Annotated in this window: 25 protein-coding genes and 1 pseudogene; 2 read left to right on the forward strand and 24 right to left on the reverse strand. The window is 42.8% G+C overall.

Annotated features, from left to right (window positions below; translation table 11 throughout):
• Positions 1 to 751: 751 nt before the first annotated feature.
• Both GXZ17_RS05740 and GXZ17_RS05745 read left to right on the forward strand, forming a co-directional pair.
• Complete coding sequence (locus GXZ17_RS05740) at positions 752 to 1,474, forward strand: DUF4234 domain-containing protein (RefSeq protein ID WP_409376334.1); 723 nt, start codon at positions 752 to 754, stop codon at positions 1,472 to 1,474.
• 3 nt (positions 1,475 to 1,477) lie between these two features.
• On the forward strand, positions 1,478 to 2,395 hold the full coding sequence (locus tag GXZ17_RS05745; protein ID WP_409376335.1) for a rhomboid family intramembrane serine protease: 918 nt from the start codon (positions 1,478 to 1,480) through the stop codon (positions 2,393 to 2,395).
• Here GXZ17_RS05745 and GXZ17_RS05750 read toward each other — a convergent pair.
• The 24 genes and pseudogenes from GXZ17_RS05750 to rpmF form a co-directional block, all read right to left on the reverse strand.
• Positions 2,392 to 2,553 carry a hypothetical protein gene (locus GXZ17_RS05750; protein ID WP_409376336.1) on the reverse strand — a complete coding sequence of 54 codons (162 nt, stop codon included), beginning with the start codon at positions 2,551 to 2,553 and terminating at the stop codon, positions 2,392 to 2,394. The two genes, GXZ17_RS05745 and GXZ17_RS05750, sit on opposite strands and share 4 nt — an antisense overlap.
• A gap of 9 nt (positions 2,554 to 2,562) precedes the next feature.
• A complete protein-coding gene (locus GXZ17_RS05755; RefSeq protein ID WP_409376337.1) occupies positions 2,563 to 3,759 on the reverse strand; it encodes a uroporphyrinogen decarboxylase family protein in 1,197 nt (398 codons plus the stop codon).
• 104 nt (positions 3,760 to 3,863) lie between these two features.
• Positions 3,864 to 4,175, reverse strand: a pseudogene (locus GXZ17_RS05760) (DUF488 domain-containing protein).
• A gap of 55 nt (positions 4,176 to 4,230) precedes the next feature.
• The gene (locus tag GXZ17_RS05765) at positions 4,231 to 5,193 is read right to left on the reverse strand and encodes a sugar phosphate isomerase/epimerase family protein (RefSeq protein ID WP_409376338.1); all 963 of its coding nucleotides are present in this window, start codon (positions 5,191 to 5,193) and stop codon (positions 4,231 to 4,233) included.
• A gap of 437 nt (positions 5,194 to 5,630) precedes the next feature.
• Positions 5,631 to 6,713 (reverse strand): DNA-processing protein DprA, encoded by a 1,083-nt coding sequence (dprA, locus tag GXZ17_RS05770; protein ID WP_409376339.1) that lies wholly within the window; start codon positions 6,711 to 6,713, stop codon positions 5,631 to 5,633.
• Position 6,714: 1 nt separating this feature from the next.
• Positions 6,715 to 8,247, reverse strand: a complete 1,533-nt coding sequence (locus GXZ17_RS05775; RefSeq protein WP_409376340.1) for a YifB family Mg chelatase-like AAA ATPase — start codon at positions 8,245 to 8,247, stop codon at positions 6,715 to 6,717.
• Positions 8,248 to 8,261: 14 nt separating this feature from the next.
• Positions 8,262 to 8,621: a YraN family protein gene (locus GXZ17_RS05780; RefSeq protein ID WP_409376341.1), complete on the reverse strand. Its 360-nt coding sequence runs from the start codon at positions 8,619 to 8,621 to the stop codon at positions 8,262 to 8,264.
• Positions 8,599 to 9,207 carry a ribonuclease HII gene (locus GXZ17_RS05785; RefSeq protein WP_409376342.1) on the reverse strand — a complete coding sequence of 203 codons (609 nt, stop codon included), beginning with the start codon at positions 9,205 to 9,207 and terminating at the stop codon, positions 8,599 to 8,601. The genes GXZ17_RS05780 and GXZ17_RS05785 overlap by 23 nt, the downstream gene beginning before the upstream one ends.
• On the reverse strand, positions 9,204 to 9,767 hold the full coding sequence (lepB, locus tag GXZ17_RS05790; RefSeq protein ID WP_409376343.1) for a signal peptidase I: 564 nt from the start codon (positions 9,765 to 9,767) through the stop codon (positions 9,204 to 9,206). Before lepB ends, GXZ17_RS05785 begins: the two co-directional genes overlap by 4 nt.
• Positions 9,745 to 10,098 (reverse strand): 50S ribosomal protein L19, encoded by a 354-nt coding sequence (rplS, locus tag GXZ17_RS05795; protein WP_409376344.1) that lies wholly within the window; start codon positions 10,096 to 10,098, stop codon positions 9,745 to 9,747. Before rplS ends, lepB begins: the two co-directional genes overlap by 23 nt.
• Positions 10,099 to 10,134: 36 nt before the next feature.
• Positions 10,135 to 10,839: a tRNA (guanosine(37)-N1)-methyltransferase TrmD gene (trmD, locus tag GXZ17_RS05800; protein WP_409376345.1), complete on the reverse strand. Its 705-nt coding sequence runs from the start codon at positions 10,837 to 10,839 to the stop codon at positions 10,135 to 10,137.
• Positions 10,836 to 11,312, reverse strand: coding sequence for a ribosome maturation factor RimM (gene rimM / locus GXZ17_RS05805; protein WP_409376366.1), 477 nt, complete (start codon positions 11,310 to 11,312; stop codon positions 10,836 to 10,838). Before rimM ends, trmD begins: the two co-directional genes overlap by 4 nt.
• A gap of 43 nt (positions 11,313 to 11,355) precedes the next feature.
• Positions 11,356 to 11,586, reverse strand: a complete 231-nt coding sequence (locus GXZ17_RS05810; RefSeq protein WP_409376346.1) for a KH domain-containing protein — start codon at positions 11,584 to 11,586, stop codon at positions 11,356 to 11,358.
• Positions 11,583 to 11,840, reverse strand: a complete 258-nt coding sequence (gene rpsP, locus GXZ17_RS05815; protein ID WP_409376347.1) for a 30S ribosomal protein S16 — start codon at positions 11,838 to 11,840, stop codon at positions 11,583 to 11,585. Before rpsP ends, GXZ17_RS05810 begins: the two co-directional genes overlap by 4 nt.
• 23 nt (positions 11,841 to 11,863) lie before the next feature.
• Complete coding sequence (gene ffh, locus GXZ17_RS05820; RefSeq protein WP_409376348.1) at positions 11,864 to 13,201, reverse strand: signal recognition particle protein; 1,338 nt, start codon at positions 13,199 to 13,201, stop codon at positions 11,864 to 11,866.
• A gap of 120 nt (positions 13,202 to 13,321) precedes the next feature.
• Positions 13,322 to 14,239, reverse strand: coding sequence for a signal recognition particle-docking protein FtsY (gene ftsY / locus GXZ17_RS05825; RefSeq protein ID WP_409376349.1), 918 nt, complete (start codon positions 14,237 to 14,239; stop codon positions 13,322 to 13,324).
• 13 nt (positions 14,240 to 14,252) lie between these two features.
• Positions 14,253 to 17,372: an AAA family ATPase gene (locus tag GXZ17_RS05830; protein ID WP_409376350.1), complete on the reverse strand. Its 3,120-nt coding sequence runs from the start codon at positions 17,370 to 17,372 to the stop codon at positions 14,253 to 14,255.
• The gene (gene rnc, locus GXZ17_RS05835) at positions 17,372 to 18,079 is read right to left on the reverse strand and encodes a ribonuclease III (protein ID WP_409376351.1); all 708 of its coding nucleotides are present in this window, start codon (positions 18,077 to 18,079) and stop codon (positions 17,372 to 17,374) included. Before rnc ends, GXZ17_RS05830 begins: the two co-directional genes overlap by 1 nt.
• Before the next feature lie 12 nt (positions 18,080 to 18,091).
• Positions 18,092 to 18,325, reverse strand: coding sequence for an acyl carrier protein (locus tag GXZ17_RS05840; protein WP_409376352.1), 234 nt, complete (start codon positions 18,323 to 18,325; stop codon positions 18,092 to 18,094).
• 27 nt (positions 18,326 to 18,352) lie between these two features.
• Positions 18,353 to 19,099 (reverse strand): 3-oxoacyl-[acyl-carrier-protein] reductase, encoded by a 747-nt coding sequence (gene fabG / locus GXZ17_RS05845; protein WP_409376353.1) that lies wholly within the window; start codon positions 19,097 to 19,099, stop codon positions 18,353 to 18,355.
• Positions 19,096 to 20,037: an ACP S-malonyltransferase gene (gene fabD / locus GXZ17_RS05850; protein ID WP_409376354.1), complete on the reverse strand. Its 942-nt coding sequence runs from the start codon at positions 20,035 to 20,037 to the stop codon at positions 19,096 to 19,098. Before fabD ends, fabG begins: the two co-directional genes overlap by 4 nt.
• Position 20,038: 1 nt before the next feature.
• Positions 20,039 to 20,983, reverse strand: a complete 945-nt coding sequence (gene fabK / locus GXZ17_RS05855; RefSeq protein WP_409376355.1) for an enoyl-[acyl-carrier-protein] reductase FabK — start codon at positions 20,981 to 20,983, stop codon at positions 20,039 to 20,041.
• A 9-nt stretch (positions 20,984 to 20,992) separates the two neighbouring features.
• A complete protein-coding gene (gene plsX / locus GXZ17_RS05860; protein WP_409376356.1) occupies positions 20,993 to 21,979 on the reverse strand; it encodes a phosphate acyltransferase PlsX in 987 nt (328 codons plus the stop codon).
• A gap of 12 nt (positions 21,980 to 21,991) precedes the next feature.
• Positions 21,992 to 22,171, reverse strand: a complete 180-nt coding sequence (rpmF, locus tag GXZ17_RS05865) for a 50S ribosomal protein L32 (protein WP_409376357.1) — start codon at positions 22,169 to 22,171, stop codon at positions 21,992 to 21,994.
• Between the last annotated feature and the right edge of the window lie 14 nt (positions 22,172 to 22,185).

Consider the following 22,185-nt stretch of genomic DNA (forward strand, 5'->3'; position numbering starts at 1 on the left):
TCTCCCCTGAACAAAGTTATTCCCAGAGTAAGTGTTCTCTTGCCCGGGCTATTAATGAACACCAGAGGATAACGATAGTTATTCCATACATTGAGTAAAAATTCCCAGAGTAGTCAAAGCTGGCCTGGAGAGAGGAAGTATAATCCTTACAAACCTTCCCATCTCTTTCGATAGAGAACCTTAAAAATCTTGACACCATCATCACTGCATTTGCTATAATTGGCATGGGCACAGCTCTGGGGTAAAACACCTGGGGATGTTTGAAAACCCCCCTACTTTTATGACCACTAAAAAAGTGTGGTAACCTTCCTCCCTTGTACTCGACTCTTTCTCCTGCACCATCACATAGCCATACAGTTTTTGAGAAAGGAGTTTTATAAGCCTTAAGGTGGCCCTGATGTCAAAACAAAAAGAGATTTTAAGGTAGGTTGTTTAATCCTCTCTGTTTACAGTTTTTCCTGAACTTAAGCAAACTACTGAGTGTTCTATCATAAAACAATCAGACAAAAACTCCCACCCAGAGTGAACCATTTCAAAATCCCTCCATTTGAGTTTTGAGGAGCAATTTTGTTCTAACCGTGAAGTTTCTAAGCCTGGCTCTTCAAGCTTGCACAATTATATAATTAATGAACCTAACTTTGTTCAGAACTGATATTTTTCAAAAAGCAGATCATTTTTAAAGAAAAATTTTCGTATTGTACAAAAATAAATGTTAAAATGAAAGAAATAAAGTAAAAGGAGGGTTATTATAATGATATCCCAATTTTTAGAAGAAGAACAGGTAAATATGGTAGCAGCAGTATTAGCAGTGATTTTCGTGGTTATTTCTATTATACTGGGAGTAGCAGGCAGATTTATGTTTGCTGCGGGAGAGTTAACAGGAGCTCTTGCCTCCTGGGGGGTAGTTGCTCTCTTTGGCCTTATTGGACTCATCCTCCAGGCCATAGTCCTATATCAGTGGTCAGCAGTAATTAACCAGAATTTAAGTAATACCCAGCAGATGTTTCTCTACTTAAAAGAGCGCATAGAGGATCCTCTGCGAGGAGAAATAGGATTTTTTGCCAATCGAATGGAAGAATTCACTATACCAACTTGGCCTTATTGGGTGTACTTAGCAATGTATATCATCAGTCTCTTTACCGGTTGGTATGCCCTCCTGTTCAGCCTGCTGGGATTTATATTTCTATCTTTTTATATAAACAATATTTTCAAATCTACAAGTAAAGTGTCCAACCTTAAAAACAAAGTTTACCATTATTTAAAAGAGGAAAAAGGAGTGTCTCTCTCCGGCGAGGTTTATCGCATTCCCTCACGCAACATAATAACTTTTATAATTTTAAGTGTCATCACTTTATCTATTTACTGGTTATACCTGCTGGTTAAACTAAGCAGTGAAATCAATAATTACGTAAAGAGCGATGAGAAAATGAGAAAAGAAATAGAAGAAGTTTTTAGAGCGGCTGCTCAAGCTTAATTAATGGTCAATTATCTGATTGCCTCTAACATTATATTTTTCTTAGCCACCATTTTTAGCGGTGGCTTTACCTTGAGCAATTTACTACGCTGGGGAGCTAAATTCGGCCCCCTTATTGCTAATGGGGAGTGGCAGAGACTTCTTATCTGTATTTTCCTCCACGGAAATCTGTGGCACTTATTTTTCAATTTATATGCGCTCTATTATTTAGGACGTATGGCAGAAGAAATATATGGATATCGCAAGTTCTTTGGCATCTACATCGTCTCAGGACTGAGTGGTAGCATCTTATCTTATTTACTGAATTACTCCCAGATAGGAGTAGGAGCAAGTGGTGCCATATTCGGCTTAGCAGGGGCAATTTTTGCCAGTGGCCTGAAATATCGCCATACTTCCCTTCACCAGGTAGGAATGAATCTCCTGCCTTTCATCCTGATAAACCTCCTCATTGGCGCATTTTCTCCTGCTATAGATAATGCCGCTCACCTAGGAGGAGTGCTCAGTGGCATGCTTCTCGGGTGGATAGTAAGTCCTGGCACTTCCTGGATTCGGTGGAAAAGAACTTTAGAAGAAGTACTCTACTGGGTAACCATTGCCTTTGTAGTTTTTGCCATGTTGACTTTTTTTGTTCCCAATCTGGCTTCAGGGAAAGCATCTATAGACAAAATTGTGACTTTCCACAATGAAGCACAAAAAATACTCCTAAAGATAGAATTAGGGTTTCCTCCCTCACCACTTGAGGTAGAAAAGCTTTCTCCTCCCGACCGAAAAGCCAGAGAGATTAAAGAGCTCCTCCTCACCTTTCTCGAAGAAGGAGGAAAGAACTCGGTGCTCCAGAGAGAAATTGAGGAAAAATTCCTATCCTGGAGAGAGGAAATTTTAGACAAATATCAAGGAATTATTCTGGAAAAATCTCCCTAAAAAGAGACCAAACAGTGCCAGATAAATAGGTAACCCAGGAAATCAACTTCCTCCCAAACACGGCGCGCTAATTCTTTATCCCCACTTATAGGGGGCAATTCCTTAACTTTTTCCTCCCAGGGAATACAAACTCCCGGATTTCTCTTCATCTCTTCCATTTTATCCTCCTAATATTGACCATATTCTCGGGTAAAATCAGTCAGTGCTTTAACATTCTCCACTCGAGCATCATTCTGGACGATAGCACTGGCATCCATAACGTATCCACCATCTCGAGCTACTCCGTCAATCACTTTTTTGCAATAATCCCGAACTTCTTCGGGTGCTCCTATTGATAAAAGGGTATTAGGTATGCCCCCGCTTATACAGAATTTATCCCCCAAAACCCGATGGGCTTCAAATATATCGCTCCTATCCACATGGAAGACAACACTCCCTGCCGGCAACTCTCGAAAAGTAGAGAGATGAAAGTCCCAATTGCCTTCAGCATAAAGGAGAGTCTGATGGCCGTTGTTCCACAGTTCTTCTAAAATAGGTTTAGTGGTAGGCCAGTAGATGTCTTGAAAATGCTGAGGACTGATAAAAGGAACAGAGGTACGATGCATCCACATAGCCACCGGAACATTCTTTTCCGGGTCTGCTCCAGAAAGAGCCACCTGGAGAAGATGAGGCATTAAAGCTTCGCAAGCGGCTAATACTTTATCAGGACGCTCCATCAAGTCTCGAGCCAGACCATAATACCCCCGTAATTTATCAGCTAAGATATCAAGGGGAGCTTTTAAGATTCCAGAGATAGCAGAAACCGTTCCGGTTTCCTCTCGCAAAAGCTGGTTTTGCCTCCCCAGAGCATCGAAGTACTGCATCATAGCCATCCCTCCTTTCAACAAAGCCAGGTTATGACGAAAAGTGGCTGACTCTTTTGGAGGAACAATATCCCGGGAAACTCGGGGAAGCCAGATATTGAAAAGATAACCAGTAGGGTCTTTAATCAGATCATCATATTCCTCACTCTTCATAAAAGCTTCCTCCTCTGGAGGTTCCCGGTACTGAAAACCCACATCGGGGGGAATATCGATACCTGGCACAGCATAGTAAGTAAGATTGATAGCTTGAGTTAAACCAGTCCACACATATACCATATTACCCACTATTGCATCCCAATCAAAATCAGCAGCACATTTTCTTACCGCCAAAAAAGCTTTCTCATAGTCGTGGGTCACTTCTTGACAGGTGTAGCCAGCATAAAGAGCGGTAAACTCGGCTACAAAAGGGCGAATGGGAATCCTGTCTGGCTTCTCATTCTTCATCGCTTTTGTATACCTCTTCAAGCGTTCCTGGTAGAGCTCCTCTTTAGATTTAGACATATTTTACCTCCTATTACTATCTAATCTTTTCCTCACAGAAGAACCAACTATCACTGTCATCTTTAAACCTCATCCCATTGTAGTTTCGATATACTTTTTTAAAACTATTCCGTTATTAAATTTTTCTTCCTTTCTCCATATGAAAGGATAAATTTTTCTTCCATTGCTTTCTGAATGATAAGCGAAACCAGCTCTTTTTTGTGGTCTAACTCCTGAAAATATTTTTGTTTAAATTCATTCCGCTTTGGCGGATCACGAGAAAACCACTTTATCACTTCTTCGCTTGGGGTAATATCTTTCAACCATAGATCAATATTTGCTCTTCCCTACCTTAAACCTCGAGGGCAAAATCTATCTACCAATATTCTAAAACCATCGCCTTCATCTGTTTCATCATAAGCTCTCTTAATATTTATGACTAATTTTTAACTCCCTAAATTCGTAAAAATGAACAGGCACTCTCAAAAAAAACTACACCCACCAGGCTTCCCCAGTTTTTTCTTTAATCACTACTTCTTTCAAAAGAGCCACTGCTTTTTCAAAACCTTCCCTCCCCGACATAAGAGAATCTTCGTGCTCAATAGACAAAACTTCATCATAGCCGATGAGACGCAAAGTGCTCACAAAATCTTTCCAGAAACCCAGATCATGCCCATAGCCAATGGTTCGGAATATCCAGGACCTCTGACTCTCTTGAGTGTAGGGTTTAGTGTCCAGGTTTCCATTTACCGGGCTATTTTTGGGATCAATTTTAGTATCTTTAGCGTGAACATGGTAAACTGCACCTTCCAGAGCTCTCAGGGCTAAAAGAGGGTCCATCCCCTGCCAGAAAAGATGGCTGGGATCAAAATTAGCCCCGATTACATCTCCAACCGCGCTACGGATTTTTAATAAAGTCTCGGGATTGTACACACAAAAACCAGGGTGCATCTCAAAAGCCACCCGAACCCCGTGATCTCGAGCAAATTGACCAGCTTTTTTCCAGTAAGGAATCAGCTTCTCCTCCCATTGCCAATTAACTACTTCTAAAAAATCATTGGGCCAGGGGCAGGTAACCCAGTTAGGGTATCTAGAATTCTCTGAATCACCCGGGCAACCGGAGAAAGTAATCACGTTTTTTACTCCCAGTTTTTCAGCTAAAAGAACTGTGTTTTCAAAATCCCGGTGATGCTTTTCAGCTATTTCTTTATTGGGATGAACCGGGTTACCATGACAGCTCAGACCACTGATTTCCAACCCCCGGGAAGCTACTGCTTCTTTAAGTCTTTTTATATTATCTTCTTTAGCAAGAAACTCTTCCGGGTTTAAGTGAGCATTACCTGGATATCCTCCGGTGCCAATCTCCACCGCTTCTGCTCCTATCCCTTTAACATAATCAAGAGCTTTCTCCAGAGGCTCATTTTGGAAAAGTACCAAAAATACTCCTATCTTCATTGCCTTTTCCTCCTATTAATAGAATTTAATTTAGCATATCATAAACAAGTTATTGAAAAAAGATGATATTTTGTTTTTCCTGAAACAGAGACACAAGATGGTATCCCCTATTGCTTTTTCCCTATCACTCCTCATCCATCCCTCTGAATACCTCTATCGGTTATAAGGGGATTCGCCCCCTTATAAATCCCTTTCTTTTTCCCCCTCCCTTACCCACCCTGTCCAATCATTGATCTCGCAGGTGACCCGGGCACTCCCACAAGGGGAAGAAGAAAAGAAGGAAAAGCTCCTTCCGAGGGGAGAAAAAGCAGAGTTGGCACACAAGCAAAGGAGGGAGTCGCAATTGACACCCGAAACGGCAAAGTGTAAAAGAGAATTAAAAATAGTTACGAAGCGAAAACTTATGGCTCTCCCGATTATTTATATAGTTGGCTCACTTACAACCGGAAAATTTTTCCTCCTGGTGACTCCTGCACCAATCCTTGTAATTCCAGAGAAAGTAAAACACGGAAAAATTTACCCTCTTCCCAGCCGGTAAGCTGAAGCAGCTCTTCTTTAAACACCCCGGAAGAATCAATAAAAGAAAATAGCTCCCCCTTTTCTCCAGAAAGCGGCGAGTCCTCTCCATAAGACTTTTTTGCCTTTCCGGAAGAAAAACCTAAAGCTTCTAAAATATCCTCCTTATTCTGTATCAGCTTTGCTCCCTGAGCAATGAGATTATTGGCCCCTTCACTTTGCGGAGAAAAAATAGAACCGGGAACCGCCATCACCTCTCTCCCCTGTTCCAGAGCAAAATCCGCCGTAATCAGAGCACCGCTGCGCTTTGGAGCTTCTACCACCACCACTCCTTGAGTTAAGCCACTGATAATTCGATTACGAGGAGGAAAGTTCTCCGGGCGGGGAGGGCACAGAGGAGGATACTCGCTAATTATGGCGCCTCCTCCATCCACTATTTCCTCAGCCAATCGCCGGTGAGAAGAAGGATAAATAACCTCCAAACCACTTCCTAAAACCCCTACGGTAATCCCTCCCTCTCTTACCACGCTACTGTGAGCTTCCCCATCAATACCCAGAGCTAACCCGCTCACTATCACCCATTTATCTTTAGCCAATTCAGAAGCTAAAATTCTGGCTATCTTCCTTCCATAAGGAGTAGGCCTGCGAGTGCCTACTATAGAAATAAAAAGGTCAAGCTGGTTAAAATCGAAGTCACCCCACATATAAAGCAAAAAAGGGGGATTAGAAATGTTACGAAGAAGAGAAGGATAAAAATCATCTCTCAGGGTGAGAACCTTAAAATTTTTACTTTCAATTCTTTCTCTCAACTTTTCCGGCTCGATTTTTTTTCTCTCTTCCTCCACTTTTTGAGCCATACCAGGACCAATTATCTCGCTTAACTCTTTCACTCCCGCCCTCCAGGCAGTTTTAGCATCGCCAAAAACATTTAATAATTTCTGGAAACGAATAGGACCAATTCCCATCACGTGGTTAAAAGCTATCCAGAAATTCCTGTCCTCCACCTCAAAACTCCTCATACTTCCGATCTAAAGAACGATAATGAATAGCTTCTGCCACATGCTCTACCCGAATAGTCTCCGACTGCTCCAGATCAGCAATGGTTCTTGCTACCTTGAGAATCCGGTGATAAGCACGGGCACTCAAAGCTAAAGATTCCATAGAAGCCTCGAGAAGTTTTTTGGCTTCACCCCCCAGAGATGAGAAACGCCGGAGGTAGCGAGCACTCATCTGGCCATTGAGACGGATTTTCTCTCCCCGGAAACGCTCAGCCTGGATTTCTCGAGCTCTTTTTACTCTTTCTCTCACTTCTTGAGAACTTTCTTCTTTTTTTTCTGAAGCAATTTCAGAAAAATCTAAACGAGGTATCTCCACCTGTAAATCAATGCGGTCCAGGAGAGGGCCTGATAATTTAGCCCGGTATCTCGCAATCTGCCGATAAGAACAGGTACAGGTTTTTTTAGTATCTCCTAAGTATCCACAAGGACAGGGGTTACAAGCCAGTGCCAGAGTGAAGGAAGCAGGATAAGTAATAGTGGTAGAAGCACGGGCTACTGTTATTTTTCCTACTTCTAAAGGCTCTCGTAAGGCTTCTAAAACGTTGCGTCGAAATTCCAGAGCCTCATCTAAAAACAGAACCCCATGGTGAGCCAGACTCACCTCTCCAGGGCGAGGCCATTGCCCTCCTCCAATCAAAGCCACATCGGAGATGGTATGATGAGGAGCACGAAAAGGACGCTGAGAAATCAAGGGCCGCTTCTCAGAAAGAAGACCAGCTACACTGTGAATTTTGGTTACCTCAATTGCCTCATCTAAAGATAAAGGAGGAAACAAAGAAGGCAATCTCCGGGCCAACATGGTTTTACCCGAACCAGGAGGACCGATTAATAAAAGATGATGTCCTCCAGCAGCGGCAATCTCTAAAGCTCTTTTCCCTCCTCTCTGTCCTTTTACTGCTTCTAAGTCTTCTCCCACTCCCTCCAAAGAAAAAAGACTTTCCCGGTCTAAAGTGACAGGCGATAAATCTATTTTGCCCTGCAAAAAATCACAAACTTCGTTAAGGTGGCGAAAACCATAAACTTCTAAGTTTTCCACCAATGCCCCTTCTTTGGTATTTTCTCGAGCTAAAAACAATCGGTAATTCTTACCACTCAAAGAAAGGAAATGAGCTACGGGAAGAGCACCATTTATCGGTTTTATCTCCCCGGAAAGAGATAATTCTCCCATGGCCACCACCGAAGAAGAGGTGAACTTCATCTGTCCAGTAGCAGCCAGCACCCCCAGAGCAATGGGAAGGTCAAATTCACTTCCACTCTTTTTTAAAGAAGCAGGGGCTAAATTAACCGTTACTCTACCGCCAGGAAAGAAAAAACCGCTATTTTTGATCGCACTGCGCACTCTTTCTCTGGCTTCCTGTACTGCAGTGTCGGGAAGACCTACTATCTGAAAAGTGGGAAGACCTGAAGCAACATCCACCTCTACTTCCACCAATCGAGCATCCACTCCCCAGACCGTGGCACTCAAGACTCTGGCTAACAAAATTACACCCCCCTCTAAAAAGATCCAGGATAATAAAAAAATTGCAACTTACCTTTTTCTTTTCGGATAGCTAAAACATCAAAACGAAAAAAAACGTCCTCCGGGTTATAACCTTTCTTTTGCAAATAAAAAAGAGCAGAGCGACGGATTTTATTTTGTTTTTCCCGGGTGACTGCCTCTTCTGGAAGTCCAGCCTTTAGGCTCTCTCTCGTTTTTACTTCTATAAACACCCAGGTATCACGGTCACGAGCAATTATATCTATTTCTCCCCAGGGAGAACGGAAATTAGTCTCCAAAATCTCGAGACGCAGCTTGCTCTTTACCCATTTCTGGGCTATCAACTCTCCCTTTTTACCCTTGTCTCTGTTTTTCATATTTCCGACAGAAGCTCAAGCGATGGCAATCTTCAAGACCCCATTCCTCAATTTCTCTTCGATGGAGAGAGGTACCATATCCTTTGTGTTGAGAAAAACTGTAATGGGGAAAAAGAGGCTGATAAAAGTTTTCCATAATTTCATCCCTGAACACTTTAGCCACCACAGAAGCTGCTGCCACAGCCAAACTTTTGCTTTCTGCTTGAGGTAGAGACAAAGAAGGAGTCTGAAGAAAGGGGACTTTAACCCAGTCTAAAATCAAAAATTCAGGAAAACGAGAAGAAGAAGCCCGATAGATGGCTTCTTGAAAAACAAAAACGTTGGCTTTTTCTATGCCTGCTGCATCGATAAATCTTTCCCCCACCATCCCTATCCCTATAGCCAGGGAGGAAGAGCATATTTCTCGATACAGCTTTTCCCTTTGAGAAGGAGAAAGAGACTTGGAATCTCTCACCCCCGGGAGATAACAATAGCGAGGCAAAACCACACAAGCAGCTACAAGAGGCCCGGCCAAAGGGCCTCTTCCTGCTTCATCCACTCCTCCAATAGAAGAATACCCTCTCTCCCAGAGAAACTCTTCTATCATCTCAATATTTTAATTCGCTGAGGCGGCCAGTAAACCAGAAAAGCTCGCCCTAAAATATTCTTACGAGGGACATATCCCCAGAACCGGCTATCATCGCTATTACTACTGTTATCACCTAAAACAAAGTAAGAATCTTCAGGAATCACTTTCTCTCCTTGACCGTAGTAACCTGCGTCATAGTAGGGACGAGCAAAAAGTTCTCCTTCCAGAGGAACCCCGTTTATATACACGAGGCCATTTTCAATTTTAATCGTCTCTCCGGGCAAACCCACAATTCTTTTTATGAGATTTTTGCGAGAATCGAGAGGATAGCGAAAAACTATAATATCTCCCCTTTGGGGTTCGGTAAAATGATAAATAAACTTGGCCACCAGAACCCGCTCTCCAGGAACCAAAGTAGGCTCCATAGAGCCACTGGGAATATAGTATCCCTCTATCACAAAATAGCGTATTAAAAGCGCTATAACAAGGGCCCAGAGGATAGTTTCTATCAATTCTCGCCAGACACTTTTCTTTTTGGGTTCTCCGTTTTCCTCTTTAAGCTTCTCGCTTCTCTGCAATCCTGGACTCCTTGCGACTCCTGCCTCTTAAGTAATAGAGTTTAGCCCTTCTTACCTTGCCTCGACGCAGAATCTCAATTTTTTCTATAGAAGGAGAATGGAGAGGAAAAATACGCTCTACTCCCACTCCAAAGGAAATCTTCCTCACTGTAATACTACGGTTTATTCCCGAACCTCGCACTCCAATTACTAAACCCTCAAATTTTTGAAACCTTTCTTTACCACCTTCTACAATCTTAAGGGTTAATCGCACTGTGTCTCCTGGGCGCACATCAGGAACTTCTTTAATATAGCTACTTTCTACTGCTCGTAAAACTCTTGCTTTATCCATTTGAACCTCCTCCTGAGGGAAATCTTCTATAATATATCATTCCTTTTTATCCTTAGCAACTGGCAGAAGTTCCGGTCGTATCCGGGCAGTTTTCTCTTCTGCTTTTTTCTTTCTCCACTCTTCAATAAGAGCGTGATTCCCGGACAATAAAACTTCCGGTACTTCTAATCCTTGAAAAACTCGGGGACGAGTGAATTGAGGAGGACCCAGTCCTTCCTTATAAAAAGAATCGGCCTTTATAGATTCTTCATCACCCAGAACTCCGGGAATGAGACGAACTGTAGCCTCAATCATCACCAGAGCGGCCAGCTCTCCTCCAGAGAGGATATAATCTCCAATGGAGATTTCCTCCGCTCCGGTTAAGGTTATCACTCGCTCATCCACCCCCTGGTAGCGGCCACAAAGGAAAAGGAGGTGTTCTTCTTGAGCCAGCTCCCGGGCTTTTTCCTGAGAAAACAAAGACCCCTGAGGACTGGTCAAAATCACTCGCGGAGTGCTGACAGTATAACTCTCAATAAATTTCACTGCCCGCCACAGAGGTTCAGGTTTGAGCACCATTCCCGGTCCACCACCAAAAGGGTAATCGTCTACCGTCTTATAGCGATCCAAAGTGAAGCTGCGTAAATTATGAACTTTTATTTTCACTATTCCCTTTTCCTGCGCCTTACCCAGAATAGAAGCATTCAGGTAAGGCTCTATAGCTTGAGGAAACAGGGTAACCACATCGATACGAAGTTTCAATCCCAGAAACCTCCGGGGCATTCTACCTCAATAAAGCCCTCCTCTTTATTCACCTCCTGAACATAGGCACGAATAAAAGGAAGGTCATATTCTTTTTCCTCTTTTCTCACCACCAGATAATCATAAGAGGGTCCTTCTACAATAGCCACTACCTCACCCCTTAATTCTCCTTTTTCCACCACCTTAAGACCTAACAATTCAAAATAATAAAAATGGTTGGAAGGAAGAGCTTTCAATTCTTTTTCTTCCACAGCTAAGAAGAAACCCTGTATTTCCTCTGCTGACTGGCGAGAAGAAACTTCCTGAAAACGAACTAAAATGGTTCTTCCTTCATCAGTTGCTTCTGCAACAGTCATAAGTCTGTAACCTTCATCAGGTAGCCCTACCCACAGAGAACTTCCAGGAGAAAAGCGTTCTTCAAAATCTGTGAGAGGAAGCACTTTCACCATCCCTCGCAACCCCTGAGCTTTCAGAACCTTTCACACCAGAACTTTTTTCACCTTATTTTATTATTACCTACTCCAGAATTTCTACGGCTGTTTTCTTCCCTCTTTTTACTCCTGCTGCCTTAACAATGGTACGAAGGGCTCGAGCAATTCTTCCTTGCTTCCCGATGATTTTCCCCATATCTTCCTGAGCTACCCTGATTTCATAAATTACCGACTGCTCTCCTTCTACTTCAGAAACCTTCACTTCTTCAGGATGATCTACCAGTGCTTTAACTATAAACTCAACCAGGTCTTTCATTTTGTCTGAGCCTCCAGCTTCTTCGCTTCTTTAAGAAGAGCTTTAACTTTGTCGGACACTTCCGCTCCCTGAGAAATCCAGTATTCTATCCGCTCTGTCCGTAGAGACCACAGAGGTGGGTCGGCCAGGGGAGAATAATTGCCCAGAATTTCGATCGGTCTACCATCTCTCGCTTTTCGAGAATCAATGGCCACAATTCGATAATAGGGAAGATGCTTACGACCAATTCGAGACAATCTCAATTTCACCGCCATTTTCTATTCTTCTCCTTTCGTCTCTATCTTCCTAAGCCAAAAAATCCTCTCCCCTTAGAAGAAGGAAGAGGGCGGCCTTTCTTCATTTGTTTCCATAGCTTACGAAAATCTTCAAATTGCTTGAGTAATTTATTTACCTCTTGTACTGTGGTACCACTACCTTGAGCAATCCTCCTTTTGCGACTGGCACCAATGAGAGAAGGGTTCTCCCGCTCTTCACGAGTCATAGAGTTGATTATAGCTTCCACTCTTTTCAGATTTTTTTCTCCATCCACCTGAGACATCATCCCTCGTATTTGCCCGGGGAACATGTCCAGAATTTCCTGAAAAGATCCTACATTTTTCACCCGCTGCAACTCTTCCAGAAAATCGTTTAAATCTAACTCCTTTTTCTCTATCTTCTTTTCTAATTTTTTCTTTTCTTCCTCACTTATGGCTCGATCCACTTTTTCAATGAAGGTCAAAGTGTCTCCCAATCCCATTATCCGGCTGGCCATTCTATCGGGATGAAAAACTTCTATCTGATTGAGCTTTTCACCCACTCCCACCAGTTTCACCGGCCACCCTGTTTGAGCCACAATAGATAGAACCGCTCCACCCCGGGCGTCAGTGTCCACTTTGGTTAAGATGAGTCCTGTAGGATGTACCCAGCTTTCAAAGTTCTGGGCTACCTTCACTGCTTCCTGGCCGGTAGTAGCATCTAAAACTAAAAGTCTTTCCGAAAATTCTTCCTCTTCGATTAGCTCTTTCAACTCCTCAAGAAGCTCTTCTTCTACATGTAATCTACCTGCAGTGTCCACTAAAATTACATCTAAACTTTTTTCTCGAGCGTAATCTCGAGCCTTCTTTATCATCTCTTGAGGAGTAGAAGCCTGAGGATCATCAAAAAACTCTAATTTTGCCGTTTGAGCAAGAATCCTTAGCTGTTCTTTGGCTGCTGGACGGCGGGTATCAGTGGAGACCAGAAGAGGAAAGAAACCTCTTTCTTTCAAATATACTCCCAGTTTCCCGCAAGTGGTGGTCTTACCTGAGCCCTGCAATCCCACCATCATCACAGAAGCAGGAAAAGAACCAGAAAGATTCAGCTCCCGGGCTTCCCCTCCCAATATCTGGCGAATTTCCTCCCAGAGAATTTTAATAACCATTTCTCCAGGAGTTACACTCTCCATCACCTCTTTCCCCACCGCTCTTTCTCTTACCCGAGAGGTAAGGTCTTTAGCTACTCGATAGTGGACATCGGATTCCAGTAGTACCATTCTCAATTCCTTAAGAATGGCATCTACATCCTCCTCAGATAATTTTCCTTTACTCCGCAACTTTTTAAAAATAGCATTAAATTTGTCAGTTAAAGCTTCAAACACGAACAACTCTCCTTTTTACTGAAACATATAAGATAATAATCGGCTCGCTCTTCTCTGTCAAGAAACCCTGAGAAATTGTTTTAAAAACAACCAAAAAACGGTGCACCCCTCATTGTTCTTTCAGTAAACTATAGTTTTCACAAACTCCTCCGCATCAAAGGGAACCAGATCTTCTATCCCTTCTCCTACTCCTAAATATTTCACCGGAAGACGAAATTCTTTACCAATACGGAAAACAATTCCCCCTTTAGCCTGGCTATCCCATTTAGTGAGAATGATACCACTGAGGTCAGCCACTGGAAATAGAGATTGAGCCTGTAAAAAAGCATTCTGACCGGCTAAAGCATCGATAACTAAAATACTCTCCAGGTTAGAAGGGAGAATCAACTTTTTAGTAACTCGCACTACTTTTTCCAATTCAGCAAGCAGGTTCTTGTTGACATGAGACCTTCCTGCTGTATCAATAATAACTAAAGTGTCTCCCTGGTGGCGAGCAGAGGTAATTCCATTGAATACCACTGCTCCCGGATCTGCGCCCTCTGTCCCCCGAAAATAGCGACATTTTGCTCTTTGTGCCCAAACCTCCAGCTGCTCCATAGCCGCAGCTCGAAAAGTATCAGCAGCAATGAGGCTAACTTTCTCCCCTTTATTTCTAAAGAGATAAGCCAGTTTGCCAGCTGCTGTGGTCTTTCCCACTCCATTAACTCCAGAAAGAATTATAGCCTTTAGTTCTCCTTCTTTAGCAGAAGCAAAAAGAGAGGGATCATTTCCCTCCAGAAGAGAGAACAATTTTTGATATAACCATTCCTGCCAGTCATCTCCTCCCCGGGACTTTTTAAACTCCCGAAATTCTTCCACTATTTCCAGGGATAAGGCAGGCCCCATATCGGCCTGAATGAGCAATTCTTCCAGCTCTTCCCAATCTTTTTCTCCTGTTTCTTTTTTGCTCCATAGCTGGGAAAAATGTTCTTTTACCTCCTCCTTCATTTTTCCCATACCTTTCACCCATCTCTGCCAGGTAGTTTCTTTTTCCATCATATCTCTCCTTTTTCTATTGAAAAGATTTCCCGTCAAGACAAACTGCCTGGGAAACCCCCGGGTCATTCATAGTGACTCCAATTATTTGATCTGCTACTTCCATCACTTCTTCCTGGTGAGTTACCATCACCACCTGTCGGTCTTGAGAAATATTCTTCAGCAATTGAGCCAGAAGCAGACTGTTGGCATGGTCTAAATTAGCATCTACCTCATCCAGAAAGCAAAAAGGTAAATCAGCTACCTCAAAAACTGCAAACAGAAAGCACAGGGCCACCAATGACCTTTCTCCACTGGATAAAAGAGACAAATTCTGTTTTCTCTTTCCCGGCAGACGCACTTCTATTTCTGCTTTATCTCCCTGAAAAAGGAGTTGAGCCTCTCCTCCGGGGAAAATTTCTTTAAAAAAGCAAGAAAATCTTTCATTTACCTCGTAAAGAAATTCCTGAAAGCTTTTTCTGATTTCTTTCTGAGCAAGAGAAACTCCTTCTCCCACCAGGTGCAGACCGGCTTTACAGCACTCATTTTTTTCCTTTAAGGAAGAAAAGCGTTCTTCTACTCGAGCAAATTCTTCACCTGCTCCAGGAATAAACCTCTTTTTCTGCAACAATTCCTCTTTTTTCTGGAGAGAATACTCCAGCTCTTTTATATCTACACGGGTTGAGGAAAGTGCAGGACAAAAACTGCCCACTTTTTCCAGTTCTCGAGAAAACTCTTTTATCTCCGAATCTAACTTTTCTTCTAAAATAAGAGCTTTCTCTAATTTCCTTTCTCTCTCTTCCCTCTCTTTTGCTATATCTTGGATTTTTTTCTTAGCTAAATCAATTTCTTCATTTAAGCGTTTTTCCTCTTCTTCTTTTTGCTTTTGTTCTTTCATCTTCTGCTCCAGGAAAACTTCTATCACCCGGATTTTGTTTCCTTCTTCGCTCAATCTTTCTCCATATCTTCTTTTTTCCTCTTCTTCTCTCTTTAAAATCTCAAGGGCCTCCTCTGCTTCCTTCTTCAGGGATTGCATCTCCCACAAAATCTTTTCTCTTTCTCTTTCTCTTTCTTCTTTTTTTATTTTCTCTTTTTCTCGTTCTTTTATGCAACATCGGATTTGAGAGATATTTTCTTTTACCCTCGCTATCTCTTCTTCTATTGTAACCAGTTCTTTCTCTTCAATGCTTTTTTTATCAGTTATTAACTCTATCTCTTTTTTAAGTTCTTTTATCTCTCTTTCCCTTTCTTCTTTCTCTTTTTCCCGGTAAGCTAATTTTTCTTTTTCTTTCTCTGTCTCCAGCTTTTTCTTCCACAGCTTCTCTTCTTCGTTCTTTTCTTCTTTAGCAATATCCCGGACTTTATTTTCCCAGGAAGCTATTTTACCCTGCCACTTTTTTTCTCTTTTCTTCCAAGAGCGATAAAAACGAGGTTCCCCTGCCGAAGAAATTAATTGTCCAGGAAACAAAAGAAATCCACTGCGCAAAAAGATTAGACTTCCATCGGAGGTTACCAGATTCTCATCAGGCAGCTCGCCACTCTGAAAAAGATGAAGAGCTTCTTTTTTCTTGCACTCTCTCCAGAAAACAGGAGGCACAGCAGAAGAAGAAACACACCATCGCCCGGGTTCTTGTGAAGACAGTTCCAAATCAGGGCTTTCTCTTTCAATATCCTGGTTTTCCCAGAGCCAGCCAAGAGCCTGTACCGCCCGCCGAGACCAGCCTCGAGCATTTAATTCTTTTTCCCATTCCTCCTCCCCTTGCTCTCTTTTCCTTCGGCTATTTATCTTCTGGGAAACACTTCGCAGAATTACCTTCCCTTTTTCCAGTTTTTCTTCTAAAATCTTTCCCTCTTCTTTTCTCCTCTCTAATTTACTTTCTATATCTCTGATATCTTCTTCTCCTCTTTTAATCTTATCTTCGAGCTCCAAAATTTCCTCTTCTGTTCTTTTTTCTTTGCGCATCTCACTCCGGAGACGGGCTTCCAGTTTTTCCCTGTCTTCTTTCCAATGACGCTCTCGTTCCCGCAGATGAATTTTCTTTGTTTCTAACTCCCGGAGAGCATTTTCTCTTTCTTCAAGCTGAAGCATTAACTTTTTGTCGTCTATTTCCTCTATCTCATTCTCTACAAAAGAAAAATCTTCTCTCCATTTCCTCTCTCTTTCTTCCCAGAGATTAATCTCCACTTCCCACCGGGAAAGTTTTTCTTTAATCCGGAGAGAGTTTTTCCTGTTTTCTCTCATCTCAGTTAAAAGATAATAGAGTTTTTCCTCTTCTTTCTTTTTCTCTTTCTTCTTTTCCTCTATCTCGTTCTCTATATTTCTCTTTTCTCTCTGGCATTTATCCCAAACAATGGAAAGAGAAGAAAAAATATCCTCCCATTTTCTTTTCTCTTCCTCTCCCTCCCTTATTTTTTCTTCTTCCATTTCTATTTCTTTTTTAAGAAGAGAAACTTTCTCCTGACGGAGCCTTATCATTTCCTGAATATAGAGTGCTCTGGTTTCTCTCCATTCCCTCTCCAGGGAGAGGTATTCTTCTTCCTCCTGGGCCCACAATTTCCATTTTTCTACTTGAAGGCCCAGCTCTTTTAATCGCTCCTCCAGAAGTCTTCTTCTACTCTCTATTTTTTCCAAACGGAGAGAAACCTGATACAGCTTTTTTTTCCACTCTCCAGCACCGCTTACCGTCTCTAACCATTGCAACCGCTCCAGAGGTGTCTCATAAAGCAGGGCTTGCAGATCTCCTGCCCCTACAATACCAGCACTTAAACGCTCTATTCCCAGGCCTTCTTTTTCTAAATTCTCTTTCCATTCTCTCCAGCGGATTTTTTCATCACAGAAGAAATATTCTGACTCTCCAGAGGCAAATATTCTTCTTGCCACCTTTAGATTTACCCCTGACCGGTCTCCCCACCACACTTCAATTTCAGCCATTCCCAGTGGTTTAACTGTTTTTGAGCCGTTAAATATGACTTCCCGGTTTTGAGTAACCCTGAGCTCTCGCGCCGTATCTCCCCACACCCAGCGCAGAGCATCAATGAGGTTACTTTTACCCGAACCATTAGGACCCACAACCACATTTAAACCTGGAGAAAGATCAATGGTGGTAAGATGGGCAAAAGATTTGAAGCCTTGAATGATTATTTTCTTTAAATACATTATTGACCTTTATTGGGAAATTGATTATCGCTGCTTAAAACCTCCAAAGCTTTCCTGGCTGCTTCCTGCTCCGCTCTTTTCTTATTCTTACCCTCTCCCCAGGCTATACTATTTTCTCCAATCTTAACCTCTACCCGATAAAAGTCCTGATTCCCCTGACTTAAAGTTTCGTAACGAGGGAGACAATTATAATATTGCAAGCACCACCGCTGAAGCAGCCCCTTATAGTTAACTGAGAGATTAAGAGAACTAATATCTCCTGCCTCACAAAAAATTAATTCCAGAACTTTTCTGGTCTCCTCATAAGAAGAGGAGTCAACAAAAACTGCTCCAGCCAGCGCTTCTAAGGAACTGGCCAGTATAGAATCTTTTTCTCGCCCTCCACTTCTTTCTTCTCCTTTACCTAATTCGATAAACCTTGCCAATTCAATCTTCCGGGCTAAATAAGCTAAACACTCTTCACTTACCAATTTTGATTTAGCTAAGGACAACCAGCTCCGGGGTTTATCGTAATGGTGAAAGAGGTAGTCGGCAACAAAAAAACCGACTACCGCATCTCCCAACCATTCTAACTTATCGTTGCAACTGCCATCTCTTCCTTCCAGCGCTGATTTGTGGCGCAGAGCAGTTCTGAGAACTTCTTCGTCTTTAAAGACATATCCAATTCTTTCCTCCAGCACTGAAAAGTCAATGTCCGAACTAGACACGGGGCAATACAATTATCCTACTTTAGACTCGATATATTCTACTGCTTCTCCCACTGTGGTTATTTTTTCTGCATCTTCATCTGGTATTTCAATATCAAATTCCTCTTCAAAAGCCATGATTAGCTCCACGATATCAAGAGAATCAGCCCCCAAATCATCGATAAAGGAAGCATCGGGAGCAACGTCTTCTCCATCTACTCCTAACTGATCTACTACTATTTCCTTAACCTTAGAAAAAATATCCATAGTTACACCTCCTACCTGAAGTAGTTTTTAAATCATTACCAACCCGCCATTGACGTGGATGGTTTGACCGGTAATATATCCAGCAGCTCGAGAAGCCAGAAAAGCGACCACTTGAGCCACCTCTTCAGGCTCTCCCCAGCGACGGAGAGGCACCTGCTGAAGCCAGACTTCTCTCACCTCCTCCGGCAGTTTCTTAGTCATTTCCGTGTTTATAAAACCAGGAGCTACAGCGTTAACCGTTATACCTAAGGACGCCACCTCCCGGGCTAAAGATTTGGTAAAGCCAAGAATAGCTGCTTTCGCGGTAGAGTAGTTAGTTTGGCCGGCGTTACCCATTACTCCTACTACCGAAGAAATATTGATTATCCTCCCGTATCTCTTTTTCATCATATACCGCAAGACTTCTTTGGTGCAATAGTAAACTCCCTGCACCCCTACCTCAAGTACTGCTTTCCAATCCTCATCTTTCATCCGCACGAGAAGTGCGTCTCTTGTAATCCCGGCATTGTTCACCAATATATCAATCTGCCCCCAGGTGTTTATTATATCCTGTACCACGGTTTTAATCTCTTCTTTTTTTGTAACATCCGCGATGTATCCCCGGGCTTCTATGCCTTGCTCTTTTAATTCTTCTACTGCTTTTTCTATCTCCTCCTGAGATGCCACATCATTTATAGCTACCCGGGCACCATTTTTCCCTAAAATTTGAGCAATGGTAAAACCAATACCTCGTCTACCTCCAGTTACCATGGCTACTTGATTTTCAAGGCTCATCTTTTTCTTTCCTCCTCATCTTCTTTTCTCCCCCGATTCCAGGAATTTACATTTTTTACTTCTACATCGGGATATTCTCGAGAAAAAAGCTTGCTCAACACTGTCCCGGGACCCATCTCCCAGATGTGGTGAGATTCACAACGATAAAGAGTGTCCATAACTTCCTTCCACCTTACCGGAGAAAACATTTGCCTGACCAGTAAATCCCTGATTTCTTCGGGACGGGAAACATATTGAGCATTTACATTGCTCACATAGCGGTAACGGGGAGGTTTAATTTCTATTTCCTCCAAAAAGGAAGAAAACTTCTCTGCTGCTTCTTTCATAAAACTGGAGTGAAAAGGAGCACTGACTTTTAACTCTACCACTTTCTTGCTCCCCTCTTTTTCAAGTTTATCCACCACTTGAGGTAAAAGAGAACGAGAAAGAGAAAGAACTATTTCAGAAGAAGAATTAATATTGGCTACTTCTACTTTCCCCTGAGAGAAAAACTCTCCCACTACATTTTCTACCTTTTCTTGAGACAGTCCTAAAACTGCCACCATAGCTCCCTCTCCCGGGGGGACGGCTTCTTGCATAAGCTCCCCCCTTTTTCGCACCAGAAAAATTGCCTCTTCAAAGTCTATACTCTCTGCTGCACAAAGGGCAGAGTATTCTCCTAAACTGTGTCCTGCTACCGCATCCACTGCCAGAGAAAACTCTTTCTGCCAGAGCTGCCAGGTGAGCAAGCTGGTAGCTAAAATAGCTGGTTGGGCATTAAAAGTGAGGTTTAGCTCTTCCTCCGGTCCTTCCAGGGTCAAACGCAACAAATCTACCCCACAAATTTCACTCGCTTTCCCCATAATTTCCTCGGTTTCCTGGCGATAATTATCCCACCAAGCTTTAGTCATGCCCACCTTTTGTGCCCCTTGTCCAGGAAAAAGAACCACCCAGCCCACTTTAATCCTCCACCGCCTGAGGCAGTTTTTTAACTGTTTCTTTAAATTCTCTGATTATATCTTCAATAACCTGCTGAACAGGTTTAATATCTTTTATAAGACCGGCAATTTGTCCTGACATTACTGATCCTTCCTCTACATTACCACAAACCGCCTCTCTCAGTCTACCAGAGCCCAGAGCTTCTATTTCTTCAACAGGTGCTCTTCGAGCTTCCAATTCCTCGAACTGGCGAGTCAGACGATTACGAAGGCAACGTACCGGGTGACCGGTAGTGGTGCCAGTAACTATTGTAGAGCGGTCTTGCGCTTTCACAATTGCTTCCTTATAAAGATGATGCACTTCACACTCTTCAGTGCAGACAAAACGAGTGCCCATCTGTACTCCTTCTGCTCCTAAAGCAAAACAGGCCGCCATGCCTCTTCCATCGGCTATTCCTCCGGCAGCAATCACGGGAAGCGGACTGACAGCATCTACTATCTGGGGAACCAGACACATGGTGGTTGTCTCTCCAATATGACCACCTGCTTCCATCCCCTCAGCAATAATTAATTTTATTCCCCGACGCAATAGCCTTTTAGCCAGAGCAACAGATGCCACTACAGGAATGGTTAAAATACCTTCCCGGGCAAATTCCTCCACCAGCTCTCCCGGATTTCCTGCACCGGTAGTAACTATTGGAACTTTTTCCTCTTTAACCACTTCAATTTGCTCTTTTATATAAGTAGATAAAAGCATCAAGTTCACTCCAAAAGGCTGTCCGGTAAGAGATTTAGTTCTCTTGATCTCCTCTCTTAGCTTCTCTCCCGTCATTCCCCCTGCTCCAATGATACCTAACCCTCCAGCTTCCGAAACTGCCGCCACCAAAGGCGCAGTAGATACCCAGGCCATTCCTCCCTGGAGAATAGGATACTTGATACCCAATATTTCTGTGACTCTTCCTCGCATAATCCACCTCTAACTTTTCAAATTAAGCTGAGACAAACGCTCACGAATTTTATCTGCTATTCCTCTTTTTATCAACTCCTGGGCTCCTCTAATGGCACTCTTTATATCTCTCGCTTTTGAGCTACCGTGACAGATTAGACATACTCCCTCTACTCCCAAAAGAGGTGCTCCTCCATATTCACTTCTATCCAATTTACGCCAGAATTCTTTCAACTTCTCTTCTTCTTGAGGGTTGCCTATTTGTTGAGGAAGGTGAGAGGAAATAAAAGCAATCAACCCTTCTCCAAACTTCAAAAGGGCATTGCCAGTAAAACCATCACATACCACCACGTCTACTTTTCCATCTACTATATTGTGGCCTTCTACGTTACCGGCAAAATCAAAGTGCAAAAAATCACTCTGAGAATAAAAGAGCTGGTAAGTGGATCTCACGAGCTCGTTCCCCTTACCTTCTTCTTCTCCAATATTTAATAACCCCACCCGGGGATGAAGTAGATTCAAAACTATCTTGGCATATTCTGCACCCATAACTGCAAAATGAAGAAGGTGTTTGGGCTTACAATCCACATTAGCTCCTACATCCAGAAGAACGGTACAGGAGTTAGGATTAGGTATAAGAGCGGCAATGGCTGGACGCTCTATTTGAACAATCCTTTTTAGCTTCATCCAGGCAGTAGTCATAACCGCCCCGCTATTACCTGCTGATATAAAGGCATCAACTTTACCCTGAGCTAGTAAATCAATACCTTTAGCTATGGTAGAATCGGGCTTTTTCTTAAGAGCTTCAGTAGGCGACTCCCCCATACCTACTATCTGAGAAGCATCCTCGATGGGAAAATGTTCTTCGTCCATTCCCCATTGAGAATAAAGAGAGAGGAGTTCCTGCCGGGGACCTACCAATACCAGGGTATAATCAGAAGAATAAGCCTCCTTCGCTCCTTTTATTATTTCCTCGGGAGCGAAGTCTCCTCCCCATCCGTCCAGAGCAATCCTCATATCCAGCCTCTCTTAGTCTTCGACTTTCACCACTTGTCTGCCTTTATAGTAACCACAAGCCAGACAAACCCGATGAGGTAACTTTGGCTGGTGACAGCGAGGACAATCTACCAATTGGGGAGCTTTCACCACCCAGTGAGTTCTTCTTTTATTACGTCGACAACGAGAAGTCTTATTAGTCAAATTAGCCATATCTCATAATACCT

The sequence above is a fragment of the Candidatus Sordicultor fermentans genome (assembly GCF_012728195.1).
GTDB classification, from domain to species: domain Bacteria; phylum Atribacterota; class Atribacteria; order Atribacterales; family Caldatribacteriaceae; genus Sordicultor; species Sordicultor fermentans.

Coding starts and splice junctions, on each gene's coding strand:
- GXZ17_RS05740 (WP_409376334.1), top strand. CDS start 752: ATGATATCCCAATTTTTAGAAGAAGAACAGGTAAATATGGTAGCAGCA.
- GXZ17_RS05745 (WP_409376335.1), top strand. CDS start 1,478: ATGGTCAATTATCTGATTGCCTCTAACATTATATTTTTCTTAGCCACC.
- GXZ17_RS05750 (WP_409376336.1), bottom strand. CDS start 2,553: ATGGAAGAGATGAAGAGAAATCCGGGAGTTTGTATTCCCTGGGAGGAA.
- GXZ17_RS05755 (WP_409376337.1), bottom strand. CDS start 3,759: ATGTCTAAATCTAAAGAGGAGCTCTACCAGGAACGCTTGAAGAGGTAT.
- GXZ17_RS05765 (WP_409376338.1), bottom strand. CDS start 5,193: ATGAAGATAGGAGTATTTTTGGTACTTTTCCAAAATGAGCCTCTGGAG.
- GXZ17_RS05780 (WP_409376341.1), bottom strand. CDS start 8,621: ATGAAAAACAGAGACAAGGGTAAAAAGGGAGAGTTGATAGCCCAGAAA.
- GXZ17_RS05785 (WP_409376342.1), bottom strand. CDS start 9,207: ATGATAGAAGAGTTTCTCTGGGAGAGAGGGTATTCTTCTATTGGAGGA.
- rplS (WP_409376344.1), bottom strand. CDS start 10,098: ATGGATAAAGCAAGAGTTTTACGAGCAGTAGAAAGTAGCTATATTAAA.
- GXZ17_RS05810 (WP_409376346.1), bottom strand. CDS start 11,586: ATGAAAGACCTGGTTGAGTTTATAGTTAAAGCACTGGTAGATCATCCT.
- rpsP (WP_409376347.1), bottom strand. CDS start 11,840: ATGGCGGTGAAATTGAGATTGTCTCGAATTGGTCGTAAGCATCTTCCC.
- ftsY (WP_409376349.1), bottom strand. CDS start 14,239: ATGATGGAAAAAGAAACTACCTGGCAGAGATGGGTGAAAGGTATGGGA.
- GXZ17_RS05830 (WP_409376350.1), bottom strand. CDS start 17,372: ATGTATTTAAAGAAAATAATCATTCAAGGCTTCAAATCTTTTGCCCAT.
- GXZ17_RS05840 (WP_409376352.1), bottom strand. CDS start 18,325: ATGGATATTTTTTCTAAGGTTAAGGAAATAGTAGTAGATCAGTTAGGA.
- fabG (WP_409376353.1), bottom strand. CDS start 19,099: ATGAGCCTTGAAAATCAAGTAGCCATGGTAACTGGAGGTAGACGAGGT.
- fabK (WP_409376355.1), bottom strand. CDS start 20,983: ATGCGAGGAAGAGTCACAGAAATATTGGGTATCAAGTATCCTATTCTC.
- plsX (WP_409376356.1), bottom strand. CDS start 21,979: ATGAGGATTGCTCTGGACGGATGGGGAGGAGACTTCGCTCCCGAGGAA.
- rpmF (WP_409376357.1), bottom strand. CDS start 22,171: ATGGCTAATTTGACTAATAAGACTTCTCGTTGTCGACGTAATAAAAGA.